This is a genomic window from Pseudomonas nitroreducens (assembly GCF_014204515.1).
Classification (GTDB): domain Bacteria; phylum Pseudomonadota; class Gammaproteobacteria; order Pseudomonadales; family Pseudomonadaceae; genus Pseudomonas; species Pseudomonas nitritireducens_A.
In genome coordinates, this window is record NZ_JACHLI010000014.1 from 123,235 (window position 1) to 147,172 (window position 23,938).

The 23,938-nt window shown below is 66.4% G+C and carries 18 protein-coding genes and 2 pseudogenes; 13 read left to right on the forward strand and 7 right to left on the reverse strand.

Features of this window, described 5'->3' with window-relative positions; genetic code table 11:
* Window positions 1-149: 149 nt before the first annotated feature.
* The 9 genes and pseudogenes from paaZ (at window position 150) to HNP46_RS36215 (ending at window position 11,564) form a co-directional block, all read left to right on the forward strand.
* Window positions 150-2,201, forward strand: a complete 2,052-nt coding sequence (gene paaZ, locus HNP46_RS18280; protein WP_184591621.1) for a phenylacetic acid degradation bifunctional protein PaaZ — start codon at window positions 150-152, stop codon at window positions 2,199-2,201.
* Between the two features lie 912 nt (window positions 2,202-3,113).
* Window positions 3,114-3,836, forward strand: a pseudogene (locus tag HNP46_RS35890) (amino acid permease); the annotation flags it as partial.
* Window positions 3,837-3,972: 136 nt separating this feature from the next.
* Window positions 3,973-4,452 carry an amino acid permease gene (locus HNP46_RS35895; protein WP_311771821.1) on the forward strand — a complete coding sequence of 160 codons (480 nt, stop codon included), beginning with the start codon at window positions 3,973-3,975 and terminating at the stop codon, window positions 4,450-4,452.
* Complete coding sequence (locus HNP46_RS18290) at window positions 4,445-5,719, forward strand: aspartate aminotransferase family protein (protein ID WP_184591623.1); 1,275 nt, start codon at window positions 4,445-4,447, stop codon at window positions 5,717-5,719. Before HNP46_RS35895 ends, HNP46_RS18290 begins: the two co-directional genes overlap by 8 nt.
* Before the next feature lie 9 nt (window positions 5,720-5,728).
* Entirely contained in the window at window positions 5,729-6,763 is a 1,035-nt protein-coding gene (locus HNP46_RS18295) for a phosphotransferase enzyme family protein (protein WP_184591625.1), read from the forward strand.
* Between the two features lie 92 nt (window positions 6,764-6,855).
* Window positions 6,856-7,803, forward strand: coding sequence for a helix-turn-helix domain-containing protein (locus HNP46_RS18300; protein ID WP_184591627.1), 948 nt, complete (start codon window positions 6,856-6,858; stop codon window positions 7,801-7,803).
* Window positions 7,804-8,080: 277 nt separating this feature from the next.
* Window positions 8,081-9,418, forward strand: a complete 1,338-nt coding sequence (locus HNP46_RS18305; RefSeq protein WP_184591629.1) for a hypothetical protein — start codon at window positions 8,081-8,083, stop codon at window positions 9,416-9,418.
* Between the two features lie 1,123 nt (window positions 9,419-10,541).
* Window positions 10,542-10,706: pseudogene (locus tag HNP46_RS36210) on the forward strand (HAMP domain-containing protein); the annotation flags it as partial.
* Between the two features lie 129 nt (window positions 10,707-10,835).
* Complete coding sequence (locus HNP46_RS36215; protein WP_409372444.1) at window positions 10,836-11,564, forward strand: methyl-accepting chemotaxis protein; 729 nt, start codon at window positions 10,836-10,838, stop codon at window positions 11,562-11,564.
* 1 nt (window position 11,565) lies between these two features.
* On the opposite strand, the gene HNP46_RS18315 is transcribed toward HNP46_RS36215, so the two are convergent.
* On the reverse strand, window positions 11,566-11,808 hold the full coding sequence (locus HNP46_RS18315) for a DUF2790 domain-containing protein (protein ID WP_184591634.1): 243 nt from the start codon (window positions 11,806-11,808) through the stop codon (window positions 11,566-11,568).
* A 260-nt stretch (window positions 11,809-12,068) separates the two neighbouring features.
* On the opposite strand from HNP46_RS18315, the gene HNP46_RS18320 reads away from it, so the two are divergent.
* Window positions 12,069-13,031 (forward strand): GlxA family transcriptional regulator, encoded by a 963-nt coding sequence (locus HNP46_RS18320; protein WP_184591636.1) that lies wholly within the window; start codon window positions 12,069-12,071, stop codon window positions 13,029-13,031.
* Between the two features lie 552 nt (window positions 13,032-13,583).
* On the opposite strand, the gene catA is transcribed toward HNP46_RS18320, so the two are convergent.
* Window positions 13,584-14,516: a catechol 1,2-dioxygenase gene (gene catA / locus HNP46_RS18325; protein ID WP_184591638.1), complete on the reverse strand. Its 933-nt coding sequence runs from the start codon at window positions 14,514-14,516 to the stop codon at window positions 13,584-13,586.
* A gap of 34 nt (window positions 14,517-14,550) precedes the next feature.
* Complete coding sequence (hpaC, locus tag HNP46_RS18330) at window positions 14,551-15,072, reverse strand: 4-hydroxyphenylacetate 3-monooxygenase, reductase component (protein WP_184591640.1); 522 nt, start codon at window positions 15,070-15,072, stop codon at window positions 14,551-14,553.
* Between the two features lie 266 nt (window positions 15,073-15,338).
* Here hpaC and HNP46_RS18335 point away from each other — a divergent pair, with 266 nt between their 5' ends.
* Window positions 15,339-15,965, forward strand: coding sequence for a response regulator transcription factor (locus tag HNP46_RS18335; RefSeq protein ID WP_184591643.1), 627 nt, complete (start codon window positions 15,339-15,341; stop codon window positions 15,963-15,965).
* 21 nt (window positions 15,966-15,986) lie between these two features.
* Here the strand turns inward: HNP46_RS18335 and HNP46_RS18340 are convergent, their stop codons facing one another.
* Window positions 15,987-16,976: an asparaginase gene (locus HNP46_RS18340; RefSeq protein WP_184591645.1), complete on the reverse strand. Its 990-nt coding sequence runs from the start codon at window positions 16,974-16,976 to the stop codon at window positions 15,987-15,989.
* A 90-nt stretch (window positions 16,977-17,066) separates the two neighbouring features.
* Window positions 17,067-18,509 (reverse strand): alanine/glycine:cation symporter family protein, encoded by a 1,443-nt coding sequence (locus HNP46_RS18345; RefSeq protein WP_184591647.1) that lies wholly within the window; start codon window positions 18,507-18,509, stop codon window positions 17,067-17,069.
* Window positions 18,510-18,678: 169 nt separating this feature from the next.
* On the opposite strand from HNP46_RS18345, the gene HNP46_RS18350 reads away from it, so the two are divergent.
* A complete protein-coding gene (locus HNP46_RS18350) occupies window positions 18,679-19,497 on the forward strand; it encodes a helix-turn-helix domain-containing protein (protein ID WP_184591649.1) in 819 nt (272 codons plus the stop codon).
* A gap of 107 nt (window positions 19,498-19,604) precedes the next feature.
* Here the strand turns inward: HNP46_RS18350 and HNP46_RS18355 are convergent, their stop codons facing one another.
* Window positions 19,605-20,489: a DMT family transporter gene (locus HNP46_RS18355; RefSeq protein ID WP_184591651.1), complete on the reverse strand. Its 885-nt coding sequence runs from the start codon at window positions 20,487-20,489 to the stop codon at window positions 19,605-19,607.
* Window positions 20,490-21,035: 546 nt separating this feature from the next.
* Between HNP46_RS18355 and HNP46_RS18360 the strand changes: the two genes are divergently transcribed.
* Complete coding sequence (locus tag HNP46_RS18360) at window positions 21,036-22,286, forward strand: OprD family porin (RefSeq protein WP_184591653.1); 1,251 nt, start codon at window positions 21,036-21,038, stop codon at window positions 22,284-22,286.
* A gap of 301 nt (window positions 22,287-22,587) precedes the next feature.
* Here the strand turns inward: HNP46_RS18360 and HNP46_RS18365 are convergent, their stop codons facing one another.
* On the reverse strand, window positions 22,588-23,817 hold the full coding sequence (locus tag HNP46_RS18365; protein ID WP_184591655.1) for a PilT/PilU family type 4a pilus ATPase: 1,230 nt from the start codon (window positions 23,815-23,817) through the stop codon (window positions 22,588-22,590).
* Window positions 23,818-23,938: the final 121 nt, after the last annotated feature.

The following is a 23,938-nucleotide window of genomic DNA, read 5'->3' on the forward strand; positions in this document are numbered from 1 at the left end:
GTGTCACCGCCAACTCCTCACAAAGGTATTGGCGGCCCTAATCCGGCGGTCTCGTTCCGCCACTGATCAACGTGCCGCCGACGCCCACCCGGCGCGGCGGTCACCGGCAGCAGCCGGCACCCTTGCGTAGCGATCCGGAGGAAAACAACATGGCCCAAGAGCCAATCCTGCAAAGTTTCATCGGCGGCCGCTGGGTCGGCCAGCACGGCGCCCAGGCGCTGCGTAGCGCGCTCAACGGCCAGACCGTGGCACGCACCCACGAAGAGGCGCTGGACTTCGCCGAAGCCGTGGCCCATGCCCGCGAGCAGGGCCTGAAAGAACTGATGTCCATGGACTTCCAGCAGCGCGCCCAGCGCCTGAAAGCCCTGGCGCTGTACCTGACCGAGCGCAAGGAACAGCTCTACGAGATTTCCCGCCACAGCGGCGCCACCCGCGCCGACAGCTGGATCGACATCGAAGGCGGTGCCGGCACCCTGTTCGCCTACGCCGGCGTCGGCGGTCGCGAGCTGCCCTCGGGCAACGTCGTCCACGAAGGCCCGGCCATCCCCCTGGGGAAGACCGGCAAGTTCGCCGGCAGCCACATCCTGGTGCCGCGCGGCGGCATCGCCGTGCACATCAACGCCTTCAACTTCCCCATCTGGGGAATGCTGGAGAAGTTCGCGCCGAGCTTCCTCGCCGGCATGCCGTGCATCGTCAAACCGGCCACCGCCACCAGCTACATCACCGAAGCCGCGGTGCGCGTGATGCACGAATCCGGCCTGCTGCCGGCCGGCAGCCTGCAACTGATCATCGGCGGCACCGGCGACCTGCTGGACCGCCTGCAGGGCCAGGACGTGGTGACCTTCACCGGCTCCGCCGACACCGCCGCCAAGCTGCGCGTGAACCCCAACCTGATCCGCAACTCGGTGCCGTTCAACGCCGAGGCAGACTCGCTGAACTGCGCCATCCTTGCCCCGGACGTGACCCCGGACGACGAAGAATTCGATCTCTTCGTCAAGGAAGTGGCCCGTGAGATGACCGCCAAGGCCGGGCAGAAATGCACCGCCATCCGCCGCGCCATCGTTCCTGCCAAACACATCGACGCCGTGGCCGAGCGCCTGCGTGAGCGCCTGGCCAAGGTGGTGGTCGGTGACCCGTCGGTGGAAGGCGTGAAGATGGGCGCCCTGGCCTCCCATGCCCAGCAGTCCGACGTCGCCGAACGCGTCGAAGCGCTGCTGAAGTCCAGCGAACTGGTCTTCGGCGCCAAGGATGGTTTCGCCCCGCGTGGCGATGGTGTCAGCGAAGGCGCGTTCTTCGCCCCGACCCTGCTGCGCAGCCGCGACCCGCATGCCGAAGGCGGCGCCCACGACATCGAGGCCTTCGGCCCGGTGAGCACCCTGATGGCCTACGACGACATCGACGAAGCCATCGCCCTCGCCGCCCGCGGCAAAGGCAGCCTGGTGGCCAGCCTGATCACCCGCGACCCACAAGTGGCCGCCAAGGTCGTTCCGGCCATGGGCGCGCTGCACGGCCGCCTGCATATCCTCGACCGCGAATCCGCCGCCGAATCCACCGGCCACGGCTCGCCGCTGCCGGTGCTCAAGCACGGCGGCCCGGGCCGCGCCGGTGGCGGTGAAGAACTGGGCGGCCTGCGCGCGGTGAAGCACTACCTGCAGCGCACCGCCGTGCAGGGTTCGCCGAGCATGCTGATGGCCGTCACAGGCGAATACGTGCGCGGCGCCAAGGTCTACGAGACCGAAGTGCATCCGTTCCGCCGCTACTTCGACGAGCTGAAGATTGGCGAGTCGCTGCTGACCCACCGCCGCACCGTCACCGAAGCCGACCTGGTCAACTTCGGTTGCCTGTCCGGCGACCACTTCTACATGCACTTCGACGAACTGGCTGCCAAGGACTCGCAGTTCGGCAAGCGCATCGCCCACGGCTACTTCGTGCTCTCGGCGGCCGCCGGCCTGTTCGTCTCCCCCGGCGTCGGCCCGGTGCTGGCCAACTACGGCCTGGACACCCTGCGCTTCATCAACCCGGTGGGCATCGGCGACACCATCCAGGCGCGCCTGACCTGCAAGCGCAAGATCGACCAGGGCAAGAAGAGCCCCAAGGGCGAGCCGCAGGGCGTAGTGGCCTGGGACGTAGAGGTCACCAACCAGCTCGGCGAGCTGGTGGCCAGCTACGACATCCTCACCCTGGTGCTCAAGCGCGCGTGATGCGCTGAGCGCTGCGACTCCGGTGTGATTATTCGACCGGCCTTCGGGCCGGTTTTTTTATGCCCGCCGGTACCTGTAGGTGCGGGCCTCGCCCGCGATCCGCCGGCAGGGCCGGCGCCCGCTGGCCGGTTCCGATTTATCCGGTTGCGTAGGAGCGGACTTTGTCCGCGATGTTCTTGCTTGTAGTTGGGTGTTCCAGCGTCGCTTCGGCGTGCGCTGAGAGATTTTGTTTCGCCCCCTCGGGCGACCTACTTTGGAAAGACCCAAAGTAGGCAAAGGTCTCGCCCCTGCCATCCGGCTTTTCGCTTCGCGAAAAGTACCCTCGGTTCCTCGGAGTTCCAGGGGCCCGAACTAGGCGTCCCCCTCGACGGGCCATCCCTGGCCCGACAACGCTCTCGCGACATCCATGTCGCTCGGCCCCTGGAACTCCGATCACCTTCGGCCTCCTGAAAGGGGCACTCCGGCGCGTGCGGATGTTTCACTGGAAGACTTCAAAAGCCAGAGCCAGAGCCGGCGGCAACGTCAACGGCAATCTGCGAACGTAGGGCGCATAACCCGGAACGGGTTATGCGCCGATGCAACAACGGCGGATAACGCTGGCGCGTTATGCACCCTACGAACCTTGCCGGAAAACCTCGTCCGTAGGATGGCGTGGAGCGCAGCGATACCCATGCTGCCCGCACGCCAAATCTCCACCTGACGTCTTTGCGCATTTCTGATATCGCCCCACCCCCGCCCTTCGTACCTTCTCCCTGCCCGCCGCACCTGACGGCGGGCGCGTGCAACCCCCATAAAACAACAAGAAGGGCCGCTCCATGACTCCATTCCCATACCTCCCTTGCCCGTCGCCCACCGGCGCCCGCGGCTGACTGCCGTCCACTCCCCATCACTCACAGGCAAGGGACAACCACCATGCTCAAACAAGGCGTACTCCGCTGGCCCCAGATCGCCGGGCTCGGCATTTCACTGGTCATCGCCGGGCAGTTCTCCGGCTGGAACTACGGGTTGGCCAGCAGCGGCTGGGCCAACATGCTCGTCGCCACCCTGCTGATGGCCGTGCTCTGCGGCGGCCTGGCGCTGTGCGTGTGCGAACTTTCCACCGCGCGGCCCCATGCCGGCGGCGTATTCGCATACGCCCAACTGGCCTTCGGGCCCTTCGTCGGTTATCTGGTCGGCGCCGCCTGCGCGCTGGCGTTGACCATCGGCACCGGCGCGGCCGCCAACTTCCTCGCCGCCTACATGGAGTCGGTGTTCGGCTTCGGCGGCTGGCCAGTGCGCATCGGCCTGTTCGCAGTGATCATCGGCATCCATATCATCGGCGTCGGCGAGGCCCTCGGGCTGACCCTCCTGGCCGGCGCCGTGGCGGCCATCGCCCTGCTGGCCTTCGGCGGCGCCATGCTGCCCCACGTGCACTGGGAAAACCTGCTGGCTACAACCAGCAGCACGCTGCCCGGGGCCGGCAGCGCCCTGCCGGGCGTGAGCGTGGCCGGCGTGTTCGCCTGCGTGCCCTTCGCCATCTGGATGTTCATCTGCCTCGAACAGGTCGCCTCCGCCGCCGAGGAAGCCGCCGAGCCGGGCCGCAGCATGCCGCGCGGGATCATCGCCGCCGTCGGCACCCTGTTGCTGACCGCCCTGACCGTGGTGATCAGCGCGCCCGGCGCCGCCGGTGTGGAAGTGGTCGGCAACGCCGGCGATCCGCTGTACGCCGCCATGACCCACCGGGCTCTACGGCGAGCGCGACTGGCTGCCTCTGCTGGTCGGTTCCGGCGCCGTGTGCGGTCTGCTGGCAACCTTCTTCTCGGTGGTGTTCTCCGCTTCCCGCCAGCTGTTCGCCCTGGCCCGCGACGGTTTCTTCCCCGCCGCGCTGGCCCGCACCAACCGCCGTGGCGCGCCCTACGTCGCGCTGCTGGTGCTGACCGTGATCGGCCTGCCGCTGACCCTGGTACCGCCGGAAAAACTCCTGCTGTGCATCGTCCTGCTGCTGGGCAGCTGCCATCTGGTGCTGTTCGCCGCCTACCTGCGCCTGCACCGCAGCCAGCCGGGCCTGGCCCGTCCGTTCCGCCTGCGCGGCGGTCCGGTGATCGCCAGCGTCGGCATGCTGCTGACCCTGGTGGTGATCGCCGCCTGCTTCCAGCTCGAAGTGGCCATGCTCAGCGCCCTGGCGCTGGTGGTCGCCGTCCTCATCCTCAACTACCTGCTGCGCGCCGCCACCCGCGCCGGCAAGCCCCTGGAGAATGCCGAGAATGTCTGAAGCCACCCTGCTGCAACGCCGCCACCGGGTCATGGGCGACGCCTCGCCGCTGTTCTATGACGAACCGCTGGAACTGGTGAAAGGCGAAGGCGTCTGGCTCATCGACGCCGCCGGCAAGCGCTACCTGGACTGCTACAACAACGTGCCCTGCGTCGGCCACTGCCATCCGCAGGTGGTGGCGGCCATGGCCGAGCAGGCAGCAACGCTGAACATCCACACCCGCTACCTCAACGAGCGCGTGGTGCGCTACGCCGAGAGCCTCACCGCGACCTTCGCCGAGCCCCTGGACAGCCTGATGTTCACCTGCACCGGCAGCGAGGCCAACGAGCTGGCCCTGCGCATGGCGCGCTTCGCCACCGGCAACCAGGGCGTGATCGTCAGCGACTACAACTACCACGGCAACACCACCAGCCTGGCGGCGGTGACCACCGCCCTGCCCAGCTCCGAGCCGTTCTCGGCCCACGCGCGGGCGGTGCCGATCCCTTGCCTCTACCAGGCCGACGGCACGCCCGAGCAGGTCGCCGAGCGTTACGTGGCCAAGGTTGCCGCAGCCATTGCCGAGCTGCAGGCCGCCGGCGTCGGCCTCGCCGCCATGCTCATCGACACCCTGTTCGCCAACGAAGGTATCCCGCGCCTGCCGGCCGGCTACCTGGAGCGTGTGGCGAAGCTGGTGCGCGAGGCCGGCGGCCTGCTGATCACCGACGAGGTGCAGTCGGGCTTCGCCCGCACCGGCGACCACATGTGGGGCCACCAGTCGCATCCGCTGGTGCCGGACATCGTCACCCTCGGCAAACCCATGGGCAACGGCTTCCCCCTGGCCGGCGTGGTCACCAGTCGCGAGCGGGTGGAGACTTTCGGCCGCAGCAACATGTACTTCAACACCTTCGGCGGCTCGCCGGTGGCTGCGGCGGTCGGCCAGGCGGTGCTCGACGTGATCACTGAGCAGGACCTGCAAGGCAACGCCCGGCGCCAGGGCGCAAAGCTCAGCGCCGAGCTGCAGCGCCTCGCCGAGCGCCATTCGATCATCGGTGACGTGCGTGGCCAGGGCCTGTTCTTCGCCGTGGAGCTGGTGCGCGACCGTACCAGCCGCGAGCCGGCCGGCCTGGAAGCGCGGCGCATCGTCAATGCGATGCGCCAGCGCGGCGTGCTGATCAGCAAGATCGGCGGCGCCGACAACATCCTCAAGATCCGCCCGCCGCTGGTGTTCGAGGCCGAGCATGGCGAGCTGTTCATCGACACCCTGGACCAGGTCCTGGGCGAACTCTGAGGAGCCGACATGAACGACTTTTCCAAGGCTTGTTTCGCCGAGCTCGATCACGACCAGCAGATCGCCTGCCTGCGCGAGCTGGCGCTGGACGCCCTGCAGCACTGGGACGGCGATTTCGTCGGCCTGGAGCTGCTCAAGTACCGCGAAAACGCGGTGTTCTGCGCCACCCGCAGCGACGGCACCCGCAGCGCCCTGCGCGTGCACCGCGGCGGCTACCACAGCGAAGCCGCGCTGCGCTCGGAGCTGACCTGGATGGAACAACTGGCCGCCGGCGGCATCGGCGTGCCGAGCATCATCCGCACCCGCAGCGGCGAACACCTGGCCGAGGTGCGCAGCGCCGCGCTGGCAGAATCGCGCTTCGTCGACATGCTCGGCTGGCTCGGCGGCAGCACCCTGGGCTCCGCCGAACAGGGCCTGAGCGCCGACGGCGACATCGAGGCGCTGTTCCAGCAGGCCGGCGCCGTGGCCGCGCGTATCCACCTGAATTCGGCGCAATGGCGCCAGCCCAACGAGTTCACCCGGCACGCCTGGGACGAAGAAGGCCTGGTGGGCGCCAACCCGTTCTGGGGGCACTTCTGGGAGCTGGACCTGCTCAGCGTCGAGCAACGCGAGTTGCTGCAACTGGCCCGCCAGGAGGCGCGTCTGGACCTGCGCCACTACGGTCGCAACCTGGGCAACTTCGGCATGATCCACGCCGACCTGGTGCCGGAGAACCTGCTGCTCGAAGGCGGCGAACTGCAGCTGATCGACTTCGACGACGCCGGCTTCGGCTGGCACATGTTCGAGCTGGCCACCGCACTGTACTTCTGCCTGGACGACCCGCGCCTGGCGCGAATCCAGGCGGCGCTGCTGGCCGGCTACGACTCGGTCAAACCGTTGTCCGCCGCCGACCTTGCCGCGTTGCCGCTGTTCCTCGCCCTGCGCGGCACCACGTACCTGGGCTGGGTGCATACCCGGCGCAACAGCGAGACCGCTCGGGAACTGGCACCCATGCTGATCGAGCGCGCCTGTACACTGGCCGCCGCCTACCTCGCCGGCCGCTGAATCTGGCAGAGCGCCGCAACACCCTGGCGCGCAGGCACAACCCTGCGCGCCAGCACTGACCGATACTCGGCGCACAACCGAGGTGAACCGCAATGACCGGCATCGCCCGCCACCAGGCAACCGACTCCGATGAACTGGCCTGCGCCCTCGCCGGCTGGAGCCAGGACTACACCCAGCTCGGCCATGGCCGCCTGCAGGCGGAGCTGCTGCATGTGCAACTGCCCGATGCCTCGCTGATCTACGAACACTCCAACCTGCACCTGCACGAAAACATGGCGCCGCCCGCCGGCCACCTGGTGATCGGCATTCCCCTGCGCGCCAGTGCCGATTCGCGCTTCAACGGCCAGGCCCTGCACGACGACACCCTGCTGGTGCTCGAAGGCGGCCGCGAGCTGGAAATCTGCGCCGCCGGGGAAATCCACATGCTCGGCCTGACCTTCAGCCAGCCGCAGCTGGAACGCCTGCTCGGCGCCGAGGAGCGCGAACTGTTCGAGCGCGCGCTGGTGCAACGGCGGCTGCAGCTTTCACCGACCGGCGCGGGCGACCTGCGCCGCAGCCTGTGCGACGCCCTGGCCGCCTTCGAAGGCGAACCCTGGCGGGTGGACGATCCGCAGCAGGCCGGCCACGCCGTCGCGCTGGTGCTCAGCCATGTGTTGCAGGCGCTGGAGGAAATCCTTCCCGGCCACGACCGCGAGGGCGCGCCACGCTCGCTGCAGCAACATCGCCGGCTGGTGCTGGCGGCGATCGAGCGGATGCAGGCCGATCTTGCCGAGCCGCTGTCGCTGCTGGAGTTGAGTCAGAGCCTGAATACCAGCCAGCGCACTTTGCAGTACTGCTTCCGGCAGATCTGCCAGAGCACGCCGCAGCAGTTCTTCCTCAGCCTGCGCCTGGCCGAGGCACGCCGCCGGCTCAAGCAGGAGCCGCAGCAGAGCATCACCAATCTGGCGCTGGATTTGGGGTTTGCCAGTTCCAGCCATTTCTCGACCTTGTACAAGCGGCTGTATGCGGAGCAGCCATCGGTGATTTCAAGAGCCCGTTGAGGCTACTGGAAGACGCTCGCACACCCTCTCCCTGAAGGGAGAGGGGACTAGTCCGTGCAGGATGACACCACGTCATCAGCCGGCACGATCGGCTCCCTCTCCCTTCAGGGAGAGGGTCGTTCAGCCCGTACGAATCCTACAAACCGCCTCCCACCCCATCTGGCAACCACACCCAATCACTTGGCAGGGACACGCAACGGCACAGGGCCATCCCTTCCTTAGCATCGGCAGAAGTCACATCCCCTCAATCGACAATAACGAAACGGATGCCTTCGCCATGACCCACGCCGCCGTGCTGCGCCCCACCCTGCTCGCCCTGCTCATCGCCGGGGCCAGTTCCGCCAGCGCCTACGAGCTGTACGCCACCGACGACACCCACCTGAATGCCGATCTCTCGGCGACCTTCGGGCTGTTCCACAGCCAGGAGCGCTACAACATGACCGGCACCCTGGATGAGGGCTCGTCGTCCTGGCAGGAAGGCTTCATCAAGTACGGTCTGAGCGGCGACCAGAAGCTGGGCGGCGCGGGCACCGCCTACGGGGCCTTCAACCTGATCAGCTCCGGCACCTGGGACGACGGCGACGCCGCCGGCTTCAGCGACGGTTCCGAGCGCACCACCAAGATCGAAGACGCCTACTCTGGCTGGCGCTCGGGCGGCCTGTTCCCGGTGCTGGGCGATGACGGCATCGACCTGTCCTTCGGCCGCCAGAACATCGTGGTCGGCGACGGCTTCCTGATCGACGGCGATGCCCTGAACATGGGCAAGGGCCTGGCCGACGGCGAATACAACCGTGGCGGCGCCTACTACCTGGCCGGCCGTCGCGCCTTCGACGAAACCGCCGTGCTGCGCATCGGCGGCAAGGAAGGCTGGCGTGGCGACCTGATGCGCCTGAAGTCCGACAACCGCGCCCAGGCCAACACCGAGCTGTATGCCGCGACCCTGGAGCACGTGACCCCGGAAGCCACCTTCGGCCTGACCTACATCGACGTCACCGATGTCGACGAGCGCTACGCCTCGCCGATCCAGCTCGACCGCAAGGACATGAAGGTCTACAGCCTGCGCGGCACCGGCAACGCCGGCGTGGAGAACCTGTTCCTCTCCGGCGAATACGCCTGGCAGGACAAGCGCGATGCGCAGTACAGCGATGACAAGGAAAATGCCTGGTATCTCGAAGCCGGCTGGACCTTCTCCGACATCGCCTGGAAGCCCTACGTAAGCTACCGCTTCAGCCGCTTCTCCGAAGGCTACGACACCCTCTTCTACGGCTTCAGCCGCGGCTTCGGCACCTGGTTCCAGGGCGAGGTGGCGGGCAACTATGCCGGCCCGTTCAACAGCAACACCCGCGTGCACAACATCGGCGCCAAGGTCACTCCGCTGGAAAACCTCTCCATCGGCGCGCAGTTCTTCGACTTCCACACCCTGGACACCGACCTGGGCAATACCGACGGCCGCGAGCTGGACCTCTACGCCGAATGGGCGATCAACGAGCACCTGGTGATCATCCCGCTGGTGGGCCTGTATCAGCCGAAGAAGAGCGCGGCCGAAGGCGGTACCCAGATCGGCAACGACAACAGCAACCTCTACAGCCAGTTGATGTTCTCCACCACCTTCTGATCGACCCGAAAGCGAGCCCGCCATGCCCAGCCTCCTGACTTCCATCCAGGGCCGAATCACCTGGCTGGCGGGCCTCTGCCTGATCCTCGTCGCCAGCGTGCTGATCGGCCTTTCGCTGTACCAGGCGCGGCAGGACAGCCGCACCATCCAGCACGACAGCGGCGAACTGTTCGCCGTTGCCGCGCGGCACAACCTGGAAACCCAGGGCCAGGTGCAGGCCCTGCTGATCCGCGAACGACTGCAGAACAACCTGCTGCTCGGCGAGGGTCTGCTGCGCAGCGTGCAGACCCTGCGCGCGCAACATCAGCAAGGCGTTCTCGACCCCGCCGCGCTGCGTACCGCGCTCAATCGCACCATGGCCGATACCCTCGGCGCGCACCCGGAGCTGCTCGGCCTGTTCCTGGTGTTCCAGCCCGGAGCACTCGACGCAGCCGACGGACAGTTCGCCGCCCGCGAAGAGCTGGGCAGCAACGAGACCGGCCGCTTTGCCCTCTACCTGCTGCAGAACGGCAAGGACACCCAGCGGGTGATCGGCACCGAGCAGGTCCTTGGCGACACCACGCCCGGCCCCAGCGGCCAGCCGTACAACGCCTTCTTCACCTGCTCCACCGCGCACGCCCGCCCCTGCGTGCTTGATCCGTATTTCGACGACGCCTCGGGTCAGCGCCGACTGGTCACCAGCGTCACCCTGCCCTTGCTGGAGAACGGCAAAGCCATCGCCGCCGTGGGCTTCGATATCGACCTGGCAGCGCTTCAACAAAGCAGCGCGGAAGGCAGCCGCAGCCTGTTCGATGGCCAGGGTCGCATCCGCATCCTCAGCCCCAACGGCCTCATCGCCAGCGACAGCGGCGATGCGTCGAAGCTGGGGCAGAAGTTCGAGGACACGGCCATGCTCGCCGAGATTGCCGCCGGGCGTTCGCAGTCCTTCGATGACGGCGAGTCCATCAGCGTGCTGCACAGCCTGGCGCCAGTGCCGGACGCCGCGCCCTGGGGCATCCTGCTCAGCGTGCCGCGCTCGGTGATGCTCGCCCCGGCGGAACGCCTCAAGGGCACGCTCGATGACCTGCGCTGGAACAGCACCGTGCTGGAGATCGGCTTCGGCATCGCCGCCGGGCTGCTCGGCATGCTGCTGGTGGCACTCACCGCGCTCGGTATCAGCCGGCCGATCCTGCGCCTGGCGCGCATGCTGGAGGACATCGCCGATGGCGAAGGCGACCTCACCCGCCGTCTCGACTACCCGCGCCGCGATGAACTGGGCCGCCTGGCCACCGCCTTCAACCGCTTCCTCGACAAGCTGCAACCGAGCATCGCCGCCGTGCAGTCGTCGACCCGCGAAGCCCACGCAACTGCCGACCGCTCGGCGCAGATCGCCCGGCAAACCAGCGACGGCATGCAGCAGCAGTTCCGCGAAATCGACATGGTGGCCACGGCGCTGCAGGAGATGTCCGCCACCGCCCAGGATTCCGCCCGCAGCGCCGCCCGCGCCGCCGATGCCGCGCGCTCGGCGGAACAGGCCTGCGACGACGGCTTCCGCACCCTCGATGCCACCAACAGCGGCATCGATCAGTTGGCAGCCGGGATGAACCAGGCCATGGTCGAGTTGCAGCAACTGGCGGCGAGCAACGAGCAGATCGGCTCGATCCTCGAAGTCATCTGCGGCATCGCCGCGCAGACCAACCTGCTGGCTCTCAACGCCGCCATCGAAGCAGCGCGTGCCGGGGATGCCGGGCGCAGTTTCGCCGTGGTCGCCGATGAAGTGCGCGGGCTGGCCCGGCGTACCCAGGAGTCGGTGGAAGAGATTCGCGAGGTCATCGAGAACCTGCAGGCGCGCGGCCAGTCGGTGACCAGCGCCATGCAGGGCAGCTTCGCCCAGGCCCAGGGCAACGTCGATCAGGCGCGCCAGGCCATCGATGCGCTGCGCAGGATCGGCGAAGCAGTGAACCTGATCAGCGAGATGAACCTGCAGATTGCCAGCGCGGCGGAGGAACAGAGCAGCGTCGCCGAGGAGATCAACCGCAACATCGCCGGCATCCGCGACGTCACCCAGAGCATTTCCGACCAGGCACAGCAGGCCGCCAGCGCCAGTCGTTCACTGAACGACCTGGCCAGCCGGCAGCAGGGATTGGTGGAGCAGTTCCGCGCCTGACTCAGATGTCGCTGCAGCGCGGGGTCTGGCGCAGGTACTTGACGGTGTGCTGCTGGCCTCGGGAGTCCAGGTAGACCATGGTGGCCTGGCTGACTTCGCAGCGCTCGTTGGGTTGCGAGATGCTCAGCACCTTGGCGACGTCGAGCGGCATGCCGTAGTGGTACACGGCGGCATCGTCGGCGAAGGCGGTGAAGGACAGCAGCAAGGCGGGGATGGCGAAGAGTGCGCTCAGGGTCGATTTCATGGCAGGAACCTCAGGGATCACGCGGGTCGCGTCGATCGTGGCCCACTGCCATAAATCTAGCCGATGGGACCTTTCCCACACAGAGCGACTTCGACAATGCATTTCTGCAGAAGCCGCAACAATGCTGCCTTGCGGGCTTCCCGTGCGTGTGATTGTCTCGCTCGCTGTCGCCTGATTGGCAGCATCCGCACCCTCGAAGCGTTTGCAGCCAGAGCGATCCGCCGCAAGAATGAACGCCATCGATCGGATCGGGAGACGCCATGAAACGCGTAGCCATGCTGCTGTTCCCCGGCGTGCAGGCGCTGGATGTTTCCGGGCCGCTGGACGTGTTCGCCGAGGCCAATGCCTTCGTGCCCGCCGGCCAGGGTTACCAGGTGGTAACGCTGGCGAACCCGCCCTTCCCCTTGCGCGCTTCCAATGGGCAATGGCTCGGCGCTGACTTCAGCCTCGAACAGGGTGATGGCGCGGCCGATATCCTGCTGGTGCCGGGCGGGCCGCAACTCCCGGAAGAATCACCCACGCCTGAGCTGCTCGACTGGCTGCGCAGTGCCTGCGCCCAGGCACCACGCTATGGCTCGATCTGCACCGGCGCCTTCCTGCTCGGCCATGCCGGATTGCTCGATGGCAAGCGCGTGACGACCCACTGGAGCGATGCGCGGCGCCTCGCCGAACTGTTCCCGCAGGCGCTGGTGGAACCTGACCGGATCCATGTGCACGACGGCGCGCTGTGGACCTCGGCGGGCGTGACCGCCGGCATCGACCTGGCGCTGGCACTGGTCGCCGAAGACCACGGCGCGGCGGTGGCGCTGTCGGTGGCAAAGCGTTTGCTGGTGGTCGCGCAGCGTCAGGGCGGGCAGTCGCAATTCAGCCCCTTCCTCCAGGCGCCGGCCGACGAGACTTCGCCGGTGGCGCGCATCCAGCGCTATGTGCAGGAACACCTTGATCAACCCCTGGGCGTACCACAACTGGCCGCCGAAGTAGCGATGAGCCCGCGCAGCTTTGCCCGCACCTTCGTTCGCGAGGCGGGTGTGACACCGGCGGAATTCGTCCAGCGCGCCCGCATCGACGCCGCCCGCGGATTGCTCGAAGGCAGCGATCTGGCGTTGAAGGTCATCGCCTGGCGCTGCGGCTTCGGCAGCCCGGCGCGCCTGCGCCTGGTGTTCGCCCAGCGCCTGGGCGTGACGCCGACGCAGTATCGCGAGCAGTTCCGCCGCGGGGGCTGAGCACCTGGCATGCCTCGCCGTAGGATGGCGTGGAGCGCAGCGATACCGATCGATTCGGCGCACCGGATTCTCGCGAGCACGGTTGGAGGCAGGAGCGGCGGCGAAACGATCGCGGACGAAGTCCGCTCCTACGATCCTGGCGAAAAAGGTGCCGAGGGCGTAGGAGCGGACTCCGTCCGTGATGGCTCCCCGGCCCCGCCGGGGTCTGAGGTGCTCTGCGTAGGATGGCGTGGAGCGGAGCGATACCCATCGGCCCGTGCATCGACAGCATGGGTATCGCTGCGCTCCACCCATCCTACGTCGAGGTTACCGGCAGGGTCGGGAATCAGGCTTCCTGCAGCGCACGAGGCCTGCTCCTACGATCCAGGCGATAAAGGTGCCGGGGCGTAGGAGCGGACTCTGTCCGCGATGGCTCCCCGGCCCCGCCGGGGTCTGAGGTGCTCTGCGTAGGATGGCGTGGAGCGGAGCGATACCCATCGGCCCGTGCATTGACAGCATGGGTATCGCTGCGCTCCACCCATCCTACGTCGGGGTTACCGGTAGGGCCGGGAGTCAGGCTTCCTGCAGCGCGCGAGGACGGCTGCTGCGGTCCTCGGCGCTGGCACTGACCGCCTGCTGCAGCTGGAAATCGAACTCGATCTCGGCGAAGCGCCCTTCCACACCGCGCGCCTTCGCGGCAGTTGCGTCCTCGATGAAACGCACCTCGCCGATCAGCCCGTCGCGGGTGGCATAGGCAAAGTCGTCCCACAGGTATTGATCACCGGCGAGGTTGATCTGCGTGGTCAGATGGCGATGGCCCGGTGCAGAAATGAAGAAGTGGATATGCGCCGGACGCTGGCCGTGGCGACCCAGTTGATCGAGCAGTTCCTGGGTCGGGCCATCCGGCGGGCAGCCATAGCCGCTGGGCACGATGCTGCGGGCTTTGTAGCGGCCCTCAGCGTCGGTGACGATGCGCCGGCGCAGGTTGAACTCCGACTGGGTGCTGTCGAAGTACGAGTAAGTGCCGTTGGTGTTGGCGTGCCAGAGATCGACCACGGCACCGGCCAGCGGCTTGCCGTTGAGGTCGAACACACGGCCGGAGAGGAACATCACGGTGCCCGCATCTTTCCCGTCATCCATGCGCGCTTCGCCTTCGGACAGCGGCGCGCCGGCCACGTACAGCGGGCCTTCGATAGTACGCGGGGTGCCGCCACCGATGCCGGCCGCCGCGTCCTGCGCATCCAGTAGCAGGTCGAGATAGTGCTCGACGCCGAGGCCCGCGACCACCAGTCCGGCCTCCTGGCGAGCGCCGAGCCGGTTGAGGTAGTCCACCGCCTTCCAGAACTCATCGGGGGTGACGTGCATGTCCTCGATGAGCCTGGCGGTGTCCTGCAGGATGCGCAGGACGAGGTTCTTCACCCGTGGGTTGCCCTGGTCATTCAGCGCGCCGCTGGCTTCTTCGAAGAACTTCTGGATATCGGCAGTCTGGGAAATCTTCACGGTCACGGTGAATCACCTCGTTGTTGTTATTGGCAGGACATCAGCTGGCGCAGCGCACGGCCTCGCGCTCGACGCGGTGGAACACGCGGTTGAAGTACACCAGGCTGTCCTGGCGCTCGCGCACGGCGACCTTTTCCAGCTCGACGAACATCACCGTGTGGGAGCCGACTTCCTTGCAGTCGCTGATCCGCCCTTCCAGGCTCACCAGCGCCTGGCGCAGCACCGGCAGGCCGGCGTAGCCGTCGTCCCAGAGGTCACAGGTGAAGCGTTCTTCCATGGACACCTTGGTCATCCCGGCGAAGTGCTTGGCCAGTTCTTCCTGCTCGCCGCACAGCACGTTGACGCACAGGTGGCCGTTGCTGCGGAACACGTCGTGGGTGGCGCTGCCGCGGTTGACGCAGACCAGCACGGTGGGTGGCGAATCGGTGACCGAGCACACCGCGCTGGCGGTGATCCCGCAGCGGCCTTCCGGGCCGTTGGTGGTGATGATGTTCACCGCCGCCGGCAGCTGCGCCATGGCGTTGCGGAAGTCGATCTGGGTCTGGCTGAGGGTGTTGGCCATTGTTTCGCCCCTTGTGCTGGAGTGGCCGGCACGCCCGGCCTTTCTTGTATGGGGCCAGCGTAGGGCAGCGCGGGGGCGCGCCATATTCAGACGATCACCACGCCAGAGGGTGGTGGCCGCTAGTCATCTAGGTGGTTTCTTTATCGTCAGCCCCGGCGACTATGGGTATGCTCCGGGTCATGCCATTGCGACGACCGGGGCGAACATCCGGCGGACGCGGCCTACGTGCAGCTCTACAACGATAAAAAAGAAAGTGGCAACGCCTGATGGATGCTAGAAAACCCGTGGTCTACATCGTCGACGACGACAAGGACCTGCGCACCTCCCTCGCCTGGCTGCTCGACTCGGTCAGCATTCAATCGCTGTGCTACGGCGGCGCCGAAGAGTTCCTGCGCGAATACGATCCCCGCCTTCCCGCCTGCCTGGTGCTCGACGTGCGCATGCCCGAGACCAGCGGCTTCCAGTTGCAGGAAATGCTCAACGACAGGGGCATCGCCCTGCCGACCATCTTCGTCACCGCCCACGGCGATATCCCGATGTCGGTGAAGGCGATGAAGAACGGCGCGCTGGACTTCGTCGAGAAACCCTACAACCCGCAGCAGATGCTCGACCGCATCCAGGCCGCGCTGAAAAGCGCAGTGCAGGTGCACGCCGGCCAGGAGCAGAAGCAGAACCTGCAGCACAAGCTCGACCTGCTCACCGGGCGCGAACGGGAAATCCTGATGATGGTGGTGGACGGCAAGGCCAGCAAGGTCATCGCCCGCGAGCTGAATATCAGCGTCAAGACGGTCGACGTGCACCGCACCAAGATCAAGGAAAAGATGGGTGTCAGCAGTATCGCCATGCTGGTGCGCGAGGTGCTCAACGTACCGCTGGAAGAATCACGCCCCTGAGCGGGGCGTGTTCCTCATCGCTTAACCGACGCGCTCGCCGCACAAGTCGAGGGCGAACAGGCGCTCCACCTCCGCCGGCGGCAGGCCGCAACCCAGCAGGCTGAACAGCTTGCCCAGCGCCGCTTCGCGGGTCATGCCGCCGCCGGAGACCAGGCCGGCATCGCGCAGGCGGCTACCGGCGGCATAGATGTCGAAGACCACATGACCTTGCGGGCACTGGCTGATCGCCGCCAGCACCACACCACGGGCGTGGGCTTCGCGCAGCGCCGCCAGCAGTTCCTCGTTGTCCGAGGGGCCGGTGCCACTGCCATAGCATTCCAGCAACAGGGCCTGCACGCCGCTGCCCAGCAGCGCACGCAGGTGCTCGGCGCGCAGGCCGGGGAACAGCGGCAGCACCGCGAGGTTCACCGCCTGGCGCGGCTGACGATAAGTCAGTTCGACAGGGAGCGCTTCGGCGCGCTCGCCCTGGCGCTCGCGCGGCAGCACGGCGAAAGCATCGAAGGCTTCACTGCGCAGCTTGGTGACGCGGGCGCCATGCATCAGCTCGCCATTGAAGAACAGCCAGACACCCGGCTCGACGCCGGCTTGCAGAGCATTCAACGCGCCCAACAGGTTGCCCGGCGCATCGCTGTCCGGCGCGCCCATGGGCTGCATGGAGCCGGTCAGCACGACCGGGACGTCCAGGCCGAGCAGCAGGAACGACAGCGCAGCGGCGCTGTAGGCCAGGGTATCGGTGCCGTGCAGGACCAGCACGCCATCCTGGCCGCGCTGCTCCACTCCCTCGACGATCGCGTCGCGCATCGCCAGCCAGTTGGCCTGGGTCATGTTGGCGCTGTCGAGCAGCGGTTGCAGCTCGACGAAGGACCAGTCGAGACGGATGTCGCCCTGGCCCTGCAGTTGTTCGCGCATGCGAGCTTCGAAACCGCCAGCCGGGGCCAGGCCTTCGGCGGTCTGCAGCATGCCGATGGTGCCGCCGGTATAGAGGACGAAGAGGTTCTTCACTCGACGCATGCCAGTGCTCTTGTAGGAAAGTTCACAGGATAAACCGCGAGGCCGGGAGAAGTCCCGGCCTCGCGTGTCAGACCTTGGTCCGAGGAAGGATCAGCCCTGGGCGGACAGGCTGCCGTGGGCTGGAGCGGTGGCATTGATCTTGTGCGCGTCGCGCCAGGCATCGTGGTCGATGTCCAGGTCGGCGAACTTGCTGGCGTCGAACACCGGGCGCTCGATGCCGGCGCGGCGCTGCTCGTCGTAGTCGCGCATCACCCGCAGGCCGGTCTTGATCAGCATGGCCAGGGCCACCAGGTTGACGAAGGCCAGGCAGGTCATGGTGATGTCGGCGAAGGCGAACACGGTGCCCAGGTTCTGCATCGAGCCCCAGAGGATCAGGCCCAGGACCAGCACGCGGAAGGCGATCAGCGCGCTGCGGCTACGGCCGACGATGAACTGCAGGGCGTTCTCGCCGAGGTAGTAGTTGTAGGTGATGCAGGTGAACACGAACAGCGACAGTGCGACGCTGACGAAGATGCGGCCCCAGTCACCGACCACCGCGGCCAGCGAGTTCTGCGTCAGGGTGATGCCGTCGCCTTCGAAGCCGGGGGTGTAGAAGCCCGAGAGCAGGATCAGCAGCGCGGTGCAGGTGCAGATGACGAAGGTGTCGAGGAACACGCTGAACGCCTGGACCACGCCCTGGGACGCCGGGTGACGCACGGCGGCGACGGCAGCCACGTTCGGCGCACTGCCCAGGCCCGCTTCGTTGGCGAACACGCCACGCTTCACGCCCATCACGATGGCCGCGCCGAGCAGGCCGGCGAACGCCGGTTCCAGGCCGAAGGCGCTCTTCACGATGGTGGTCAGCATGCCCGGCACCAGCTCGATCTGGGTGACGATCACGTACAGGGTCACGGCGATGTAGGCCAGGGTCTTGACCGGTACCAGCAGGTCCGACACGGCAGCGATGCGCTGGATGCCGCCGAAGAACACCACGGCCAGCAGCACGGCCAGGGCGATGCCCGAGTACAGCACGGGGATGTCGAAGGCGTTCTGCAGCGAGTGGGTCACGGTGAAGGCTTGCAGGCCGTTGAAGGCGAAGCCGTAGGTCACCAGCAGCAGGACCGCGAAGGTCATGGCCATCCAGCGCAGCTTCAGGCCGTGCTGGATGTAGTAGGCCGGGCCGCCACGGTACAGGCCGTTGCCGTCGCTGCGCTTGTAGACCTGGGCCAAAGTGCACTCGAAGAAGCTGCTGGACATGCCCACCAGCGCGGTGACCCACATCCAGAACACGGCGCCCGGACCACCCAGGGTCACGGCGATGCCGACACCGGCGATGTTACCGGCGCCCACGCGACCGGCCAGGGACAGCATCAGCGCCTGGAACGAGCTCAGCTGGCCGGACTGGCCGCGGATCGATTCCTTGAACACGCCGAACATGTGGCCGAAGTGACGGAACTGGACGAAACGGGAGCGGATGGTGAAATACGCGCCGAGTCCTACGATGAGGACGATGAGGACTTTCCCGGAGAGGAAATCGTTGATCGCGTCGAGCATGTGCTGGGGCCTCGATTGTTATTGTGGGGAGCACGGACCTGGGGCTGGCCCGTTCACTGGGGGCGCATGGTTGCGCTCGAAGCCTCTGGAAACAATTTCGCGGCTTGCTACGAATTGATGCTACCTGACGCTATACTGGCGTCACTCGCATCACCCGGATCTGGCACGAATGTCCGATAACCTCGGCCCCAACCTCAAGCTGCTCTGCGCCCACTACCGCTCTATCTCGGAGGTTTGCCGCAAGCTTTCGATCAACCGCGCGCAGTTCAACAAGTACCTGGGCGGCCAGAGCCAACCCACGGCGTACAACCTCAAACGCATCGGCGATTTCTTCGGCGTCGAGGACTACGAGCTGCAATTGCCCCCGGATCAGTTCGCCCGACTGATCGGTGCCCGCGGCATGTCCACCAGCACCGTGCAACGGGATGACCCGGTGCTGGAAATGCTCCGCCCCCTGCGCGAGCACGCCGGCAACCTGTCGCGCTACTGCGGCTACTACTTCGAGTATTCCAACTGCATGTCGGTGCCCGGCTCGATCCTGCTGTCGCTGGTGCACCTGTACGAGCAGGACGGCAACTTCCTCTTCGAGCGCCAGGAACGCCAGGAGCGCTCCAGCAGCACCGATGTGCAGGCCGAGGACTGGGTGCGCTGCCGCTACCTGGGCGCGGCCTTCCAGCTGCAGGACCGGGTGTTCCTGATGGACTACGAGTCGCTCACCGTCAACGAGATGAGCCAGACCATCCTCATCCCCAGCTTCAAGAGCCGCATCACCCGCCTCAACGGCCTGAAGACCGGCGTCTCCAGCGGCGACCGCCGCACCCCGGCGTGCACCCGGGTGGTCTGGGAATACCTGGGCACGGAGATCAACCGCATCAGCGCCTACCGCCAGGTGAAGCTGTACCAGCCGGACGACCCACGCATCGACGATGACGTGCGCGAACGCCTGGCCGCCGGGCCGATCCGCCATGGGTTGTTCGAGATCGAATGACGGGCAGAACATTGTAGGAGCGAGCTTGCTCGCGAATCCGCCCAGCTCCCGAGCCGCCGGCAAATCCCTTCGCGAGCAAGCTCGCTCCTACAGGAAGAGCAACACGTCTATCGCTTGCGGCTCTGCAACCACGCCGCCGCCAGCCCGCTGCCGCAGATCACCGCGATCCCCAGCAGCGCCGACGGCTCCGGCGTATGGCCGAAGATCAGGAAGCCCAGCAGCCCGGCAAAGACGATCTGGCAATAGCTGAACGGCGCCAATAACGCGGGCGCCGCGTGGCGGAAGGCCTGGGTGAGGAACAGGTGCGCGGTCATCCCGCAGGTGCCCAGGGCCAGCATCATCAGGCCGTGGACCAGCCCCGGCCATTGCCAGAAGAACGGCACCAGCGCGCTGACGATCAGGGTGTTGCACAGCCCGGCGAAGAAGTTGCTGGTGGTCGGGCTGTCCACCTGGCTGAGCTTGCGGGTCAGCAGCTGGTAGAAACTGAAGCACAGCGCCGAGCCGAACGGCAGCAGCACCGCCGGGGTGAACAGGTCGCCCCCGGGATGGACGATGATCAGCACGCCGACGAAGCCGACGAGCACCGCCGCCCACTGTCCCAGCGTCACCCGCTCGCCCAGCAAGGGCACCGACAGCGCCGTCACCAGCAGCGGCGCAAGGAAGTTCACCGAAGTCGCCTCGGCCAGCGGGATGTACTGCAGGCCGGTGGTGAACAGGAAGCTGGTGCCCAGCAGGCACAGTGCGCGCGCCGTCTGCAGGAACGGATGGCGGGTGCGCAGCACGGCGAGGCCGGCGCGCGGCAGGAAGATGCCCGCCATCAGCAGCGTGTGCACCACATAGCGCGCCCACACCACCATGACGATCGGGTAGATGCTCGCCAGGTACTTGGACAGCGCGTCGTGGCTGGAGAACAGGAAGGTCGCCAGAACGATGAGCAGGATGCCCTTGAAGGGCTGGTGGACGCCGGACAACGGCGATTGGCTGGTACTCATCGACTCACGGATTCAATGGGCAGAAGCGGCTGGCACTCGGCAGCAACACAGCCTAGCAGGACACAGCGGAGAAAGAATCCGCCAGGCCAGACCGGGAGCAACGCGCGGGTCCGCGGGAAGGCCGGGCGATACGCATCCCGCTCGGCGTTGTTCCCGGCATGCTACGCGCAATACCGACCGCTGAATGTTCCATTTGGTTAATTCACGTTCGAACAGCGAACACTTACGCCTCCATTCAATTGCGACAGCCCGCAACGGAGCACCACTATGACCTCAGCCGCCGCCTCGATGCGGCGTCAACAACTATAAGACCCGCCACTAATAAGAAAGGCCCGTTCACATGCCCACGCTCTCCCCGGCACGCCTGCGCGCGTGCATTGCCCCGCGCATCACGTTCAGCGTTCTTCTGTGCATTCCTGTCGCGTCTGGCTGATCGCCTGATCCACGCCCACTGACCGCCGTCCGCCTCCATCCGCCGCTCCCCAGAGAGCCGCGCGGAGGTTTCCGCTCGCCCCGAACAACGACAAGAATGCCGAGGGAACACCCATGCTCCGTCACCTGCCCCACCTCACCATCAGCGCCTGCCTGCTGCCTGCCCTGCCCTTGCTGGCCAATGCCGAGGAAGGCGGCTTCCTCGAAGACGCCAAGGCCAGCCTGCTGCTGCGCAACTTCTACCTGAACCGCAACTACGTCGGCGCAGCCCGCCAGGACAAGGCCGAGGAATGGACCCAGAGCTTCATTCTCGATGCCCGCTCCGGCTTTACCCAGGGCACCGTCGGCCTGGGCCTGGACGTGCTCGGGCTCTACAGCCTGAAGCTCGACGGCGGCAAGGGCACTGCCGGCACGCAGTTGCTGCCGACCCACGACGACGGTCGCCCTGCCGACGATTTCGGCCGCCTGGCGGTCGCCGGCAAGGCCAAGGTGTCGAAGACCGAGCTGAAGGCCGGTGAATGGATGGTGGTGCTGCCGATCCTGCGCTCGGACGACGGCCGCTCGCTGCCGCAGACCTTCCAGGGCGCCCAGCTCACCTCGAAGGAAATCGACGGCCTGACCCTCTACGGCGGCCAGTTCCGCCAGAACAGCCCGCGCAATGACGCCAGCATGGAGGACCTGTCGCTGTTCAACCGCCCGGCCTTCACTTCCGCCCGCTTCAACTTCGCCGGCGGCGAATACCGCTTCAACGGCGAGCGCACCCTGCTCGGCCTGTGGAATGCGCAGTTGAAGGACATCTACCAGCAGCAGTACTTGCAACTGCAGCACAGCCAGCCGCTGGGCGACTGGGCGCTCGGTGCGAATATCGGCTACTTCTGGGGCAAGGAGGACGGCAGCGCCAAGGCTGGCGACCTGGACAACCGCACCTTCTCCGGGCTGTTCTCCGCCAAGTACGGCGCGAGCACCTTCTACCTGGGCCTGCAGAAGGTCATGGGCAAGGACGAATGGTTCCGCGTCAACGGCACCAGCGGCGGCACCCTGGCCAACGACAGCTACAACGCCAGCTACGAGAGTGCCAGGGAGCGCTCCTGGCAACTGCGCCATGACTACGACTTCGCGGCCTTCGGCATCCCCGGCCTGACCCTGATGAACCGCTACATCCAGGGCCGCAATGTGCACAACGTCAGCACCGACGACGGCCGCGAATGGGGCCGCGAGAGCGAGCTGGCCTACACGGTGCAGAGCGGCACGTTCAGGACGCTGAACGTCAAATGGCGCAACTCCACCCTGCGCCGGGACTGGGGCAGCACCAACAGCTTCGACGAGAATCGGCTGATCATCAGCTACCCGTTGCCACTGCTGTAGCCACCGTCGATTGCCAACCGTAGGGCGCATAACCTGGAACAGGTTATCCGCCAGCCCATAGTCGGCGCATAACGCTGGCGCGTTATGCGCCCTACGAAACGGTTGTTGCTGTGGGGCCGGCAATCCGCCGATCTCACCGACAACCGTAGGAGCGGCGGTGAATTCCCCGTAGGAGCGAGCTTGCTCGCGAACCGTGAGCAGCGCTCACGTCTGCATGCCGGAGCACAACGGCGCAGCCCAGAATCCAGCCCCAATAAAAAAGCCCCGACATGCCGGGGCTTTTTTGCGCTCAACTGGAGGACTATTGGCCAGCGGGCTTCTCGGCGTCTTCCGCCTCGATCTCTTCCAGCGCCAGTTCCAGGCCCCAGCTGGAGGCCTCCACCGGCTGGGTAGCCGCTGGCGGCGCAACCGGTGCCGGAGCCGCGGGCTTGGCCGCCGCGGGGGTGGCGGTGCTGCCGACGCTGCCCGGATTGTCCTTGTAGAGCTTGAGCTTGAGCCGCAGGTTGTTCGCCGAGTCAGCGTTCTTCACCGCCTCTTCCTCGCTGATCGCCCCCTCCACCGCCAGGTCGAACAGCGCCTGGTCGAAGGTCTGCATGCCCAGGGCGCGGGACTTGTCCATGATCTCCTTGATCAGGCTGAACTCGCCGCGCTTGATGATATCGCTGATGGTGGCGGTGCCCAGCAACACCTCCACCGCGGCGCGGCGCTTGCCGTCCTGGGTGCGCACCAGGCGCTGGGAGACGAATGCCTTGAGGTTGTTGCCCAGGTCGTTGAGCAGTTGCGGCCGGCGCTCTTCCGGGAAGAAGTTGATGATGCGGTCCAGCGCCTGGTTCGCGTTGTTCGCATGCAGCGTGGAGATCGCCAGGTGGCCGGTGTCGGCGAAGGCCAGGGCGTGCTCCATGGTCTCGCGGTCGCGAATCTCGCCGATCAGGATCACGTCCGGCGCCTGGCGCAGGGTGTTCTTCAGCGCGGCATGGAAGCTGCGGGTGTCCACGCCCACTTCGCGCTGGTTGATGATCGACTTGCGGTGCCGGTGCACGTACTCGATGGGGTCTTCGATGGTGATGATGTGGCCGCCGCTGTTGCGGTTGCGGTGATCGATCAGCGCCGCCAGGGAGGTGGACTTGCCCGAGCCGGTACCGCCGACGAAGAGCACCAGGCCACGCTTCTCCATGACCACCTTGAGCAGCACTTCCGGCAGCTTCAGGTCCTCGAACAACGGGATGTCCAGCTTGATGTTGCGCGCCACGATTGACACTTCATTGCGCTGCTTGAACAGGTTGATACGGAAGCGGCCGACACCGGGCACGGAAATCGCCAGATTCATCTCCAGCTCGCGGTCGAATTCCGCGCGCTGCTCCTCGTCCATCAGGCCGTAACCGATGCGGGCGACGTCGCCGGCCTTCATCGGTTCGTTGGTCAGCGGCTTGAGCACCCCGTTGAACTTGGCGCAGGGCGGCGCGCCGGTGGAGAGGTAAAGATCCGAACCGTCCTGGGTGGCCAGGATCTTGAGCATCGCTTGGATATCCATTGAACTGCATCCGTACGCAAGGTGGCGGCAGACGCTGTCTGTCAGCAGCGTCTTTAGAATAAGAATTTGCTCATTGACTCTAGGGAGCCCTCCTACACCAGACAATGCAACCCATCGGAAA